We start from the raw sequence: 13,931 nt of genomic DNA, 5'->3' as shown, positions 1-13,931 counted from the left end.
CAGTGGTGAAGAACACGGATCTGCCCGCGCAGGTCCGTGTTTTTTTATCCAGTATGTTTCCAACCAATTGTTTCTATTGAACTGCCGGGCGATAATCTGGTCATTTATCCAGTATATGCCTTTTCGAGGAGTCCGCCCGGCATGGCCAACTTCCGCACCCACCTCAGCGTGGCCGCCGCCGGCGGCGCGGTGCTGGCCCATGGCGGCTGGCAGGCGGGGCTGTGGTCGGCGCTCGACAGCCTGCCGATGCTGGCGCTGACGACCCTGGGCGGCATCCTCCCCGATATCGACTCCGACAGCTCCAAGGCGATCCGGCTGATCTTCAATCTGATGGCGGTGCCGGCGGTGGTGGCTGGCGCGGTGATGCTGCAGGAGCGGTTCTCCGACGGCACCTTGCTGTTGGTGTGCGGCGCCATCTATCTGGCGGTGCGCTATGTGGCCGGCGCGATCTTTGCCCGCTTCACCGTCCACCGGGGGCTTTGGCACTCGCTTCTGGCCGCGGCCATGTGCGGCCTGGCGACCGCGGCGCTCAGCCACCATCTGTTCGCACCACCGGACGCCATGGCCTGGGCCCACGGCGGCGCCCTGACCTTTGGCTTCGCCATCCATCTGTTGCTCGATGAGCTCTACAGCGTGGATCTGAACGGGGCGCGACTGAAACGTTCTTTCGGTACCGCCTTCAAACCGTTTGACTGGGGCGATCCCGGCAACTCTCTGGCGATGCTGTGCGTGACCCTGAGTCTGGCGCCCTGGCTACCGTCCTGGGACGCGCTGCAGGGGCTGGTCGATCAGGGCGTGGCGCTGGTGTCGGGGCGCTGGCGATAGTCGTCGGGCTTGAGGGCGTGCTTCTTGAGCTTGTCGTAGAGGGTCTTGCGCGGGAGTCCCAGGTGCTCGCAGACCTCGTTGATACGGCCGTGGTGGCGGGCCAGCGACTGGCTGACCAGCTGTTTCTCGAACAGCTCCACCTGCTGGGGCAGCGGCAGCTCGCCACCGTCGCTGCCGACGCCTTCCATCAAGGCGTCGAGGCGGTAGTCGCAGGTGCTGCCGAGCAGCACGTAGCGCTCTGCCAGGTTGCGTAGTTCACGGGCGTTGCCGGGCCAGTCGTGGGCCAGCAGCGCGGTGACGCCGGCCGCATCCAGCGGCGGCGCTTCCATGCCGCTGCGGCTGGCGGCCACCGCGGCGAAGTGGTGAAACAGCAGCGGGATGTCCTCGCGGCGCTCGCGCAGCGGCGGAATCATCAGGGTCACCACGTTGAGGCGGTAGTACAGGTCCTCGCGGAACTCGCCGGCCTCGGCGGCCGTCTTGAGGTCGATCTTGGTGGCGGCGATCACCCGAATGTCGAGTGTCACCGGGGTATTGCTGCCCAGGCGCTCGACCTGGCGCTCCTGCAGTACCCGCAGTAGCTTGACCTGCAGCGCCAGCGGCATGGATTCGATCTCGTCGAGGAAGACGGTGCCGCCGGCGGCATGCTCGAACTTGCCGATGCGCCGCTCCACCGCGCCGGTAAAGGCGCCTTTCTCGTGGCCGAACAGCTCGGATTCGATGGTGCTCTCGGGCACCGCACCGCAGTTGATGGCGACGAAGGGCTTGCCGCCGCGGGCGCTGCGCTCGTGGATCGCGCGGGCCACCAGGTCCTTGCCGGCGCCGGTCTCGCCGAACAGCAGCACGTCGGCCTCGACCTGACTGATGCGCTGGACCATCGACGACAGCCGCTTGATCGCCGGGGTGCGCCCTACCAGACGTGGGCCTGGCGCGGTCTGCTGGGCCTCGAGCTCGGCCTTGAGGAAGCGGTTTTCCAGGCTCAGTCGACGCTTCTCCACGCCTCGCCGCACGACCTCGCCCAGGCGTTCACCGGGAAACGGCTTCTCGAGAAAGTCCCAGGCGCCTTCCCGCATGGCCTCCACCGCTGTGGATACATCGCCATGACCGGTAATCAGTACCACCGGCAGGTCCGGGTCGCGCTGACGAATCTCTCTGAGCAGGCTCATGCCGTCCATGCCGGGCATGCGGATATCGCTGATCACCACCCCGCTGAAGTCCCGGTCCAGGGTGGCCAAGGCCTGTTCGGCGCTGGGAAAGGGCAGCGGTCGATAGCCTGCCAGTTCCAGCGTCTGGCCCAGGGTGACCCTCAGGTGCTCTTCGTCGTCGATGATCATCACGGGGGCTTCGTCGGTCATGTGGCGTGGCTCTCATCGTGGGGCGGGAGGACGTGCTCGGCCTGGGGCAGCTCGATGGTAAAGCGTGCTCCGCCCAGAGGCGAGACACCGGCCTGGAGGCGGCCGCCGAGATCATCGATGATCCGTGCGGAGATGGAAAGCCCGAGCCCCAGTCCGGCGCCGGGGGCCTTGGTGGTGTAGAAGGGCTCGAACACCTGGCGGCGCTGGTCCTCGGGGACGCCGGGGCCGTTGTCGTCGACCCATAGCCTGACGCGGCCATCGGCGGCGGCCACGCCCAGTATCAGGCGTGGCGACGGCGTCTGTGCCATGGCCTGGAGCGCATTGCCGATCAGGTTGACCAGCACCTGCTCGAGTCTGACCAGGTCGGCCAGTACCCAGGGCGCTTCCTCCGGGGTGTCGAACACCACCTCGACCTGTTGCTCGCCGAGGCGTGCCTTGAACAGGCGCAGGGCGTAGTCGAGGCAGGCGCGGGTCGACACCGGGCTTGGCGGCTCACCGCTCTTGCGCGAGAACTGGCGTAGCTGGGCGCTGATCTCGGCCATGCGGCCGGTGAGTTCGATGATCTCGCCGAGGTTGGCGTCGACGGTGTCGTGGCGCTGTCGGGCGAGAAAGCCCCGGGCGTTCTCGGCGTAGGCGCGGATGGCCGCCAGTGGCTGATTGAGCTCGTGGTTGATGCCGGCGGCGAGCTGGCCGAGCACCGCCAGCTTGGCGGCCTGGGTCAGCTCGTCACGGGTCTGGCGCAGAGTCGCCTCGGTGCGCCGGCGCTCCTCGATTTCGTCGGATAGCCGGCGATTGGTGGCGAGCAGGTCGCGGGTCCGGCTGGCCACGTTGCGCTCGAGTTCGTCGCGGGCTTGCGCCAGGGTGGTGCGCTCACGCTCGGCGAAGGCTTCGCGCTCCCGGCGCAGTCGGTGGCGCTGCCAGCCGATGCCTCCGGCCAGTGCCAGCAGGCCGTATAGACCACCCCCCATCAGCATCGCCTGCCACTGGGCCTCGATCACCGGGGCCATGGGCTTGAGGATATGCATCTGCCAGCCCAGGGTGGGAAAGTCCCGAGTGACGCCAAGGTAGTGCCCGGACGCCAGCGGGCCGCTGTCGAAGCCCACCAGTCTGGCGTCGTTGGCGAGGTGATCGAGGACCTCGAGGCCGCTCGGTTTCAGCGCTTCATCGGCGTAACGCCGCGAGTCGCGCAGCTCGGCCAGGCGCGGTGGCGCCAGCGGGGTGAGAGAGGTCAGGCGCAGCTCGGGTTGGCTGGCCATGAACACGATACCGTTCTGATCCACCACCAGCAGGCTGGTCCCCGGACTCTGCCAGCTCGCCTCCAGCGTATCGACGCGGACCTTGACCACCATCACCCCGGCCGGGGTGGCGTCGGGATTGACCTCGTCGAGCCAGACCGGTGCCGAGAAGTAGTAGCCGCGATCCATCGATACCACGCCGAGGCCGTGGAAGCGGCCGTAGTGCCCGGCGATGGCGTCCTGGTAGTAGGGGCGAAAACGATAGTTCTGGCCGATGAAGTTGTCGGGGCGGTGCCAGTTGCTGGCCGCCAGGGTGGTGCCCTCGGCGTCGAGCAGGTAGATGTCGGAGACGCCGGTGGTACTCCGGAAACGGTTGAGCAGTCGGTTGAGCGGCATCACGTCCTGGCCGTCCGGGGCGCTCAGGTATCGCTTGACGGTTTCCCGGGTGGCAAGCAGTTCCGGCAGGTATTCGTGGCGTGACAGGTAACCGGTCAGGCCAGTGGCGGAAAGCCTGAGTTCGGTATCGGCATCACGCTTGAGCGAGGCCAGCGCCTGCTCGCGGGCCAGGGTGGCGCTCTGCCACAGCACCAGGGCGAGACCCAGCGCCAGCGCCAGCGCCAGGGTGCGGCGATTCAGCCAGCGTGACCAGCGTCGCATCGACTAGCGCGACCGGCGCGGCGGCATGACCTGGGCACGCCGCAGCGCTCGCTGCGAGCGGGTCTCGGCGCGCTCCATCTCGAGTAGACCCTCTTCGACGTAGACCAGGTGTTCGTGGGCCAGCGCCTGGGCGTCTTCGGCGCGCCCCTCGAGGATGGCGTCGAGCAGTGCCCGGTGCTGCTGCATCAGGCGGGGGCGTGCCTCCGGCTTCTCGAACAGATGGGCGAGATTGTCGACGATGCTGCGTTCCAGCAGGTGGAAGATGCCGCGAATGGTGTGCAGCAGAAGGACGTTGTGGGCGGACTCGGCGATCGCCAGGTGGAAGGCGGCGTCGGCCTTGGCCTCACCCTGGGGGTCCTCGCCGAGAAAGGACGTCTCGAGCTCTTCGAAGCGCTGAATCAACAGCGCCCTGTCGGTGGGTGTCGAGCGCAGCGCCGCATAGTAGGCTGACAGGCCTTCCATGGCGTCACGGAATTCGAGCAGGTCCAGGTGGAACTCGCCGTGGCGAGACAGCATCTCCAGCAGCGGGTCGCTGTAGCCGCTGTTGAGGGCCTCGGTGATATAGGTGCCACCGCCCTGGCGGCTGACCAGCAGGCCGCGGGCGGCCAGTTTCTGGATCGCTTCGCGCAACGACGGGCGCGAGACACCGAAGCGCTCGGCCAGTTCGCGTTCGGGGGGCAGGCGCTGGCCGGGGGTCAGGCTGCCTTCCAGAATCAGCGCCTCGAGGCGCTCGGTGATCACATCGGCCAGGCGAGGCTGGCGCACGGGCTGGTAGGCCATGGCGGTTTATCATCGACGTGGGAACGAGGCCGCCAGTGTAACGACAACTAATTGGTATTACCAATAAACGGGGTTGTCCTGTTGCCTGTCCTGATCCTCGTTCTTCCCAGATTATCAACCTGTTACGTTCACGGTCGTCGAGACATAGACCAAAGTATAGCGCAAAGTCCGAGCAAAAATCGGCGTCTGGTTTGACACTCTGGAAGAGCGAACCTACTGTGCCTAGATTCGGCGTTGTCAATTGGTTTTACCAATTTACTCCAACTCTATCCCTGGCGGTCGTTGGCAAGACCGATGATGCTCCGGGGGCCTCGGTTCCGGCGGTGCAGACGAGGCGTGCAGCGGTAGCCTGCTCGCCTCTGTTGTGCCGCTATTGATACCGGGAACAACGACAACGTCCTGCCGTGCCTGACCCTGAGGACCCCGCGATGACCGCCGTCAAGCTTTATCCCCCTCGCCCCGACAAGGTCTACCTGTTCGGAACCTGTCTGATCGACATGCTCTATCCCGAGGCTGGCCTCGATGCCGTTCGGCTGCTCGAGCGTGAAGGGATCGAGGTGATCTTCCCCGACGACCAGACCTGCTGCGGCCAGCCTGCCTACACCTCGGGCTATCACACCGAGGCCAGGGCGGTGGCCAGGGCCCAGCTCGATCTGTTCCCCGAGCCCTGGCCGATCATCGTGCCGTCCGGCTCCTGCGGCGGCATGATGCGTACCCACTATCCCTCGCTGTTTGCCGGCACCCCCGAGGAGGCAAGGGCCAGGGAGGTCGCCGATCGGGTGTTCGAACTGACCGAATTCCTGGTGCACGTCTGCCACCTGACGCTTGAGGATCGAGGCGCGCCGGAGAAGGTCGCCATGCATACCTCGTGCAGCGCCCGTCGCGAAATGGGCCTCGCCGAGACCGGCCCCGCGCTGCTGGCCAAGCTCGGCCAGGTCGAGCTGGTGGAGCAGGAGCGGGCCAGCGAATGCTGTGGATTCGGCGGGACCTTTGCGGTGCGCCATCCGGAGGTGTCCGGTGCCATGGTCGAAGACAAGAGTCGTGCCATCGAAGCCGCCGGCGCCGAGCGTTTCGTGACCTCCGACTGTGGCTGTCTGATGAACATCGCCGGGCGTCTGGCCCACCGCGACAGCACGCTCGAAGGCGAGCACATCGCTTCCTATCTGTGGCGGAGGACCTCATGAGCCAGCCTGTTCAGACCTTTACCCCCCAGGCGTTCCATCGTCAGGCCCACGAGGCGCTGGAGAATCCGCAGATCCGTGCCAACTTCCGCAAGGCGATGGACGGCCTGATGGGCAAGCGGCGCAAGGCCTTCGACGACTGGGACCTGGAGACCCTGCGTGAGCTGGGGGCCAATATCCGGCTACGTGCGCTGTCGAAGCTGCCCGACCTGCTGGAGCAGCTCGAGGCCAACTGCGAGGCCAATGGCATCCGCGTGCACTGGGCCGAGAATGGCGAGCAGGCCTGCGAGCTGATCACCGAGATCTGTCAGCGTCATGGTGCGTCCTCGGTGATCAAGGGCAAGTCCATGGTGTCCGAGGAAATGCACCTGAACGCCCACCTGGAGAAGGCTGGCATCGATGCCCTGGAGTCGGATCTGGGCGAGTACCTGGTGCAGCTCAACGAGCAGACGCCGTCTCATATCATCATGCCGGCGATTCACCTCAATACTGGCGAAATCTCCGACATCATGCACGAGCGCACCGGGACCGAGCGCACCACCGACGTGGACGCGATGACCGCAGCGGCCAGGGCCCAGCTGCGCGAGCGTTTCATGACGGCGGATGTCGGGGTGTCCGGGGTCAATTTCGCGGTGGCCGAGACCGGTACCCTGTGCCTGGTGGAGAACGAGGGCAACGGGCGCCTGACCACCACCGCGCCGCCGGTGCACATCGCCGTGACCGGCATCGAGAAGGTGGTCGAGCACCTGGCCGACGTGCCGCCGCTCTACGCCCTGCTGACGCGCTCTGCCACCGGCCAGCACGTGACCACCTACTTCAACATGATCAGCTCGCCACGCAAGGCCGACGAACACGACGGTCCCGAAGAGGTGCATCTGGTGCTGGTCGACAGCGGTCGCTCGCGGGTCTACCAGGACGATGAACTGCTCGACACCCTGCGCTGCATCCGTTGCGGCGCTTGCATGAACCACTGCCCGGTGTACACCCGGGTCGGCGGTCACACCTACGGCACCACCTACCCGGGGCCGATCGGCGCCATCCTGATGCCGCACCTCATGGGGCTTGAAGCGACCAAGGATCTACCGTCGGCGTCGAGCCTGTGCGGCGCCTGTGGTGAGGTGTGCCCGGTCAAGATCCCGATTCCGGACCTGCTGGTGCGTCTGCGGCGTGAGGCCGTGGGCGACGGCGTCGGCAATGTGCCCGGTGCCGGGGTCAAGCGCTCGCGCAAGGAGGTCGCCGCATGGAAGAGCTGGCAGTGGCTGGCTACCCATCCCGGAGCCTGGCGAGGCGCTACCCTGGTCGCCGGCAGCTTCCGTGCGCTGGCGCCGTCCCACCTGGGGCCCTGGACGCAGTACCGCAGCGCCCCGAAGCCGGCCAAGACGTCACTTCACACGCTGATCAAGCGTCATCGCAAGGAGAAGGGCGAATGAGTGCCAGAGACAACATTCTGGGTCGCCTGCGCGATCGCCAGGGCGGACCGCTGTCGGCCCCCGACAGCGACTTCGGCGTGGTCACCGGGCGCCAGTGGTCGCGCCACGAACGACTCGAGCGCTTCGAGCACTGGATCTCCTCGGTGCATGGCGAGGTGATTCACTGTGACTCTGCCGGCTGGACCGAGACCCTCGCCAGGGTGCTGGCGGACAAAGGCGTCAAGCGCCTGGCGCTGGGCCGGGAGCATCCGGTAGCGCAGCAGGCCCGTGAGGCCCTGGCGGATCATGAGGTCGAGCTGGTCGACGCCGACCGTGACATCGAGGGCTGGAAGCGTGAGCTGTTCGACGGCGTCGAGGCTGGCCTTACGTCCACCCGTGGCGCCATCGCCGAGACCGGCAGTCTGTGGCTGTGGCCGACCCCGGATGAACCGCGTCTGCTGAGCCTGGTGCCGCCTTTGCATATCGCCGTGCTCGATGCCGACAGCGTCGAAGACACCTTCTTCGATGTCGTCACCGGGCAAGGCTGGGCGAGCGCCATGCCGACCAATGCGCTGCTGATCTCGGGGCCGAGCAAGACCTCGGATATCGAGCAGACGCTGGCTTACGGCGTACACGGTCCAAGAGAACTGGTGGTCATCCTGCGCGACGCCTGATTCACCGTGCTCGCGTGCGACACCTGCGACATCGGAGTGGTTTGCGTCCTGACGCGCGTCATGCAAGTTGGCTATAGTGTGCGTTCCCGACGATGTTCTGTTGTCGGCGCAGGAAGCGAAATTCAACTGATGGAGGCAGGCATGTCCAAGCAGCAGTGTCCGGGGTCGAAACGCCCACTTTGCAAGGCCATTTCCCCGTTGCTGGTGATCAGCGGGGTGTCCATGGCGGTCTTGCTGAGCGGATGCCAGGACGACGGCGGTAGCCAGGGCGGGCGGTTTGTCGAGGCGCCGGATGTTGCGCTGGGCGAAGCGATTGAGGGCGAATTGACCTCGCAAAGCGGGATCAACCTCAAGGATGGCTCGCGCCACGACCGTCGCTGGGTCTGCGGCGAGGCCGAATCTGGTGTGCTGTACCGGCTCGATTCACCCTTTGCCGCCAGCCTCTCGGTGTATTCCGAAGACGGCAAGTGGCAGGGAGGTGCGAGCAGCACCCAGGAGGCGCCGGCATCGCTGTTGCTGTCTTCCGCCGAGGGGTGCTCGCTGGTGGTCGTCAGCAGCGACGACATGGCAGGCTTTGGCCCCTACTCGCTGAAGCCGAGTGAGGCCCAGGCATCCGAGACGCTGGGCGACGACCAGGACGTCGTCGGGGCGCTGGGAGGCGAGGCGGCGAGCTACAGCTTCTCGCTCGAGCAGGCTCGCCAGGTCTCTCTGGTGCTTGCCGGTGCGTCTGACGCATCGCTGGTGCTCAGTGGCAATGGTGTCGAGCATAAGGCCGCGCGCTGCGGTGATGACCAGCAGACCCTGAAGGCGTTCCTCGATCCTGGTGACTATGAGGTGCGTGTGACGCCTGGTCAGCCGGTCAAGGAACGCGTGGACGTGGAATGCCAGGATGACTTCGTCAGCGTCGGTGACGGCTATCGTCTGTCGATGCAGCAAGCCGATCTTTCCAGCGGCGAGCGTAATGCCGGACCACTGCGCGCCGGTGACAGCATCACCGGTACCCTGGCCGACGCCTCCTCCAGCAACACCTACAGCCTCAAGATCGACGAGCCCACCAGCGTCAATCTGGCGCTCGCCTCCAGCGATTTCGACACCGTGCTGCGGGTACGCGGCGGCCAGACCAATATCGAGGTCGATGATTCGGGCAGCGGTACCGACTCTCATCTCGACAGCGTGCTGATGCCGGGCGACTACCGGGTGGTGGTCAGCGGCTACGGGGGCGAGTCCGGCGGCTATTCGCTGGAGCTTTCGACCTCGCCCTTCGACGGCGAGTTGAAGAACGAAGGGGCCATCGAGCCAGGTGAGTCTGTGCAGGGCATGGCCGGCGGGTTTCAACCCAATGCCTACACACTGGACATCGAGCAGCCCTCCGAGGTGACGATTGCACTGTCGTCCTCTGCCTTCGACACCCAGCTCTATCTTGAGGGCAACGGTGTGTCGCTCAGCGACGATGACGGCGGCGGTGGTACCAATTCGCGGCTGAGCGAGGTGCTCGAGCCCGGTAGCTATCGCATCGAGGTGGCGAGCTACTCGGGTGTCGCTTCCGGCATGTTCCGGCTGGAGACCGACGTCACTGCCTTCGATGGCGAAATGCGCAACAGCGGTGAGCTGCAGCAGGGAGAGACGGTGCGCGGCATGGTGGGGGCCAGCGGTGTCAATCAATACAGCTTCACCCTGGAAGATGCCGCAGAGGTGACCCTGGAGATGAACTCCAGCGCCTTCGACGCCATGCTCGGCCTGCGCGGCGAAGGAATTGACACCAGCGATGACGATGGTGGCTCGCGTACCAATTCGCGTATCAGCGCGATCCTCGAGGCTGGTACCTACAGTGTCGATGCGCGGAGCTTCAGTGGCTCCGGCACCTACTCGCTGAGCCTGTCGCAGACGCCCTTCAGCGGCGAACTGCGCTCCGAGGGTGAGATTCGCACCGGCGAGACCCTCTACGGTCAGCTCGATGCCAGCGGCAGGCTCAACTACCAGCTGGTGGTCGAAGAGGCTGGCGTCATCAGCATCGAGACTCAGTCCGACGCCGTGGATACGCTGTTGGAGCTCGAGGGTGAGGGCGTGTTCTTCCAGGACGACGACGGTGGCAGTACCCAACTCGGGTCGCTGATCGAAACCCGTCTGGAGCCAGGTGTCTATGACGTTACCGTCAGCGGCTATGGCGGGGGCGGCGGCATCGTCCAGATCGACGTCAGGGGCTAACCCCTAGCGCCAAACGCCACTCTTCGGAGTGGCGTTTTAGTATCTGAACGGCTGCAATAGCGAATAATCAGACAGGGAGCGCACCATGACGGCCATCACCACCACCAAGCCCAGCATTTCCATCGACGAGTTGACGGCGATGCTGACCGAACGCCTGTCCACCGAGCGATTGGTCCAGGATCCGCTGCGCCGGCTGGCCTACGGTACCGATGCCAGCTTCTATCGGCTGGTGCCGAGCCTGGTGGTGAGGCCGGAGACCGAACAGGAGCTTGTCGAAGTCATTGGCGCCTGCCGCGAGGGCAACTGGCCGATGACCTTTCGCGCCGCAGGTACCTCGCTGTCCGGTCAGGCCATCACCGATGGGGTGCTGATTCAGCTGGGACGTGGCTGGCGCGATGCTCGTGTGCTCGATGACGGTGCCAGAATTGACCTGCAGCCAGGCGTTATCGGCGCCAGGGCCAACGAGCTGCTGGCGCCCTTTGGGCGCAAGATCGGGCCGGACCCGGCGTCCATCGCCAGTTGCATGATCGGCGGCATCGCCGCCAACAATGCATCGGGCATGTGCTGTGGCACCGCCCAGAATACTTATCGGACCCTGGACAGCCTGCGCATGGTGCTGCTCGATGGCACGGTACTGGATACCGCCGATGCCGACAGCGTGGCAGCCTTTCGTCAAAGCCATGCGGCCCTGCTCGATGGGCTGGAGCGACTGTCGACCAATGTGCGCACCGATCTCGAGCTGGCCAAGCGCATTCGCCACAAGTATCGCCTGAAAAACACCACCGGCTACGCGCTCAACAGCCTGGTGGATTTCCGTGACGGTGTGGACATCCTGGCCCACCTGATGATCGGCTCCGAGGGTACCCTGGGCTGTATCACGCGGATTACCTATCAGTCGGTGCCGGAGCCGCCACGCAAGGCCGCCGCCCTGATCTTCTTCCCGGATCTCGGCAGCGCCTGCCGTGCCACCATCGCCTTGCGTGGCACCGGCGTGGCGGCGGTGGAACTGATGGATCGTGCGGGGCTGCGTTCGGTGGAGCGGCAGCCGGGCATGCCGGAGCAGCTGCGTGAGCTACCGGACGGCGCCACGGCATTGCTGGTGGATGTCCGCGAGGAGGATGGGCCTCGGCTGGAGGCGCGTATCGAGGAGGTCGGCCAGGCGCTGGAAGGCATCACCACCCTCGAGCCCATCGCCTTCACCGAAGACCCGGTCAGCTACGCGCTCTACTGGAAGGTACGCAAGGGACTGTTCCCCGCCGTCGGTGCTGTGCGTGATCTTGGAACTACCGTGGTGATCGAGGACGTGGCCTTTCCCATCGAACGGCTGGAGGAGGGTGTCGCCGCCCTGACCGAGGCGTTCAAGCGCCATGGCTACGACGACGCCCTGCTGTTTGGTCACGCCCTGGAAGGCAATCTGCATTTCGTCTTCCCTCAGGGCTTTGAGCGTCCGGGGGAGAAGGAGCGCTACCAGGCGCTGATGGCAGATGTCGCCCAGTTGGTAGCCGTGGACTTCGGTGGCTCGCTCAAGGCCGAGCACGGCACCGGCCGCAATATGGCACCCTTTGTGGAGCTGGAGTGGGGCGAAGAGGCCTATGCTCTGATGTGGCAGATCAAGGCGTTGTTCGATCCGGGCCATCTGCTCAACCCCGATGTGATGCTGACGCGCAACCCGACGCTGCACCTCGAAAATCTGAAGCCATTGCCCGAGGCCGACCCCATCGTCGATCGCTGCATCGAGTGTGGCTTCTGCGAAGCCGTGTGTCCTTCACGCGAGCTGACGCTGACGCCTCGCCAGCGCATCGTGCTGACCCGCGAGCGAGTTCGCCTGGCAGCCCTGGATGAGTTGAGCGATGAAGAGCGAGAGCGTCGCGATGCCTTCGAGCAGAGTGCGCTTTACGATATCGATGTCACCTGCGCCGCCGATGGCATGTGCGGGACGCGCTGCCCGGTCGGTATCAATACCGGCGAGATGGTGCTCGCCATGCGCCAGGAACGTCATGTCGGCAAGCAGGAATTGGCAAGGCGAATCGGGCGTCACTTCTCCGGGGCTACCAAGATTGCCCGGGGCGGCCTGCGTGCGGCCAGCCTGGGGCGTGGGATCATCGGCGACGCTTTGATGGCCCGAGCCAGTCAGGGTGTTCACAAGGCCAGCGGCAAGCGTGTCCCACAGTGGATACCGGCGATACCTGCCGCCGCCCCGATTCGGGTGCTCAAGTCGTCGCGGCCATCGGCGGGCGCATCGTCCCCCGAGGGGCCGCGCGATTCGGTGGTGTACTTCCCTTCCTGCGCCACTCGGGTGTTTGGCGCCGACAAGCGGGACGACTCGGCGCGTGCGGTGATGGAGATCGTACTGAGTCTGCTCGACAGAGCCGGGTATGACGTCATCATTCCCGAAATGCCAGGCCACCTGTGTTGCGGGATGGCGTTTTCCTCCAAAGGGATGGATAACGAGGCGACGCACAAGGCGCGCGAACTCAACCGGGAGTTGCTGGTCGCGAGCCAGAACGGTCGTTTCCCGGTGCTGTTCGATACCAGTCCTTGCAGCTTGCAGGTCGAGGGGCATCTGGATGAGCGCTTGAAGGTGCAGGAGCCGGTGGCCTTCGCCCATGACCACCTGTTGCCGCGCCTGGAGGTGACGCCGCTGGACTGCAAGGTGGCGGTGCACGTGACCTGCTCCAGCCATCGCAAGGGGCTGACCGACTCCTTCGTGGAGCTGGCGCGTGCGTGTGCCAGGGAGGTGGTGGTGCCGGATGGTATCAGTTGCTGCGGATTTGCCGGCGACAAGGGCTTGCGCGTACCGGAACTGACGGCTTCATCGCTGCGCGATCTGTCGGGGCAGGTGGCGGGCTGTGACTTTGGTGTCTCCAATTCGAGAACCTGCGAGATGGGAATGACCCAGCACTCCGGCCTTACCTATCACTCCATACTGGAGTTGCTGGACCGCGCGAGTCAGCCGACTGCTCAAGGGGGCGTATCGGAAGAGCGCACCGTCTCGCTGTAAGGCCCTGCTCCAGATCGTGACTGAAGCCTGAACCGCTGTCGATGACGCCCCGAAGACAGCTCGATGAACTTTTTTGCATAAGGGTATTGCCAAGGGCGGAGGGGATGCGTAAAGTACGCATCCGCTGCCGGCGACGAGCAAACGTCACAGGCGGTGAAGGGTGGTAAAGTGATTGTTTTGAAAAGGCTTTTTCAAGTCTTCGAAAAAATTCTCCACTTGACGGGCAGCGAGAAATCGGTAAAATGCTCGCCACTCGATCGGAGTTGTCAAGACGGTATCGCAGGATGCGCGTCAGGCTCGCTTCGCTTTCTCTTGGGTCCTGCAGGCGTCGCTTGCACGGCGAAAAAAAGAAAGCCTTGACGAAACGCTTCGATTCTGTAGAATACGCCTTCCTCGCAGGGCGCTGCGCCAGCAGGCGCTGCAAAGCGAGACGCTCTTCCGGCCGGGTGCCGCAAGAGCAGCTCTTTAAGCTCTCTATAGAGCCCAGAGCACGCTCTTTAATAATTTGATCAGGTAATTCATGTGGGCGCTTGCCGATGAGTCAGTGACACTGTCACTGAAATATCAAGGCAAGCGACTCGTCAAACGAGACGTTTGAACCTTGAGCCAAGT

At 64.9% G+C, this 13,931-nt stretch carries 9 protein-coding genes; 6 read left to right on the top strand and 3 right to left on the bottom strand.

All coding sequences use genetic code 11. The features are described from left to right. The first annotated feature begins 141 nt into the window (after nt 1-141). A complete protein-coding gene (locus C9F12_RS19945; RefSeq protein ID WP_045992228.1) occupies nt 142-825 on the top strand; it encodes a metal-dependent hydrolase in 684 nt (227 codons plus the stop codon). Here the strand turns inward: C9F12_RS19945 and C9F12_RS19940 are convergent. The 3 genes from C9F12_RS19940 to C9F12_RS19930 are packed head-to-tail and all read right to left on the bottom strand — an operon-like array spanning nt 789 to nt 4,849. Further along, nucleotides 789-2,177, bottom strand: coding sequence for a sigma-54 dependent transcriptional regulator (locus C9F12_RS19940; protein WP_045992227.1), 1,389 nt, complete (start codon nt 2,175-2,177; stop codon nt 789-791). The genes C9F12_RS19945 and C9F12_RS19940 overlap by 37 nt on opposite strands. Next, nucleotides 2,174-4,069 (bottom strand): ATP-binding protein, encoded by a 1,896-nt coding sequence (locus C9F12_RS19935; protein WP_108449988.1) that lies wholly within the window; start codon nt 4,067-4,069, stop codon nt 2,174-2,176. Before C9F12_RS19935 ends, C9F12_RS19940 begins: the two co-directional genes overlap by 4 nt. Before the next feature lie 3 nt (nt 4,070-4,072). Beyond that, nucleotides 4,073-4,849, bottom strand: a complete 777-nt coding sequence (locus C9F12_RS19930) for a GntR family transcriptional regulator (protein WP_045992225.1) — start codon at nt 4,847-4,849, stop codon at nt 4,073-4,075. Nucleotides 4,850-5,277: 428 nt separating this feature from the next. Here C9F12_RS19930 and C9F12_RS19925 point away from each other — a divergent pair, with 428 nt between their 5' ends. From C9F12_RS19925 to C9F12_RS19905, 5 genes are all read left to right on the top strand, one after another. Further along, nucleotides 5,278-6,033, top strand: coding sequence for a (Fe-S)-binding protein (locus C9F12_RS19925; RefSeq protein ID WP_045992224.1), 756 nt, complete (start codon nt 5,278-5,280; stop codon nt 6,031-6,033). Then, nucleotides 6,030-7,460: a LutB/LldF family L-lactate oxidation iron-sulfur protein gene (locus tag C9F12_RS19920; protein WP_108449987.1), complete on the top strand. Its 1,431-nt coding sequence runs from the start codon at nt 6,030-6,032 to the stop codon at nt 7,458-7,460. Before C9F12_RS19925 ends, C9F12_RS19920 begins: the two co-directional genes overlap by 4 nt. Further along, nucleotides 7,457-8,113, top strand: a complete 657-nt coding sequence (locus C9F12_RS19915; protein ID WP_108449986.1) for a lactate utilization protein C — start codon at nt 7,457-7,459, stop codon at nt 8,111-8,113. The genes C9F12_RS19920 and C9F12_RS19915 overlap by 4 nt, the downstream gene beginning before the upstream one ends. A 141-nt stretch (nt 8,114-8,254) precedes the next feature. Further along, nucleotides 8,255-10,318 (top strand): hypothetical protein, encoded by a 2,064-nt coding sequence (locus C9F12_RS19910; protein ID WP_108449985.1) that lies wholly within the window; start codon nt 8,255-8,257, stop codon nt 10,316-10,318. A gap of 85 nt (nt 10,319-10,403) precedes the next feature. Next, complete coding sequence (locus C9F12_RS19905) at nt 10,404-13,319, top strand: FAD-binding and (Fe-S)-binding domain-containing protein (RefSeq protein WP_108449984.1); 2,916 nt, start codon at nt 10,404-10,406, stop codon at nt 13,317-13,319. Nucleotides 13,320-13,931: the final 612 nt, after the last annotated feature.

The organism is Halomonas sp. BN3-1 (assembly GCF_003056325.1).
Classification (GTDB): Bacteria; Pseudomonadota; Gammaproteobacteria; order Pseudomonadales; family Halomonadaceae; genus Halomonas; species Halomonas litopenaei.
This window is presented reverse-complemented; position numbering and strand designations above follow the sequence as displayed.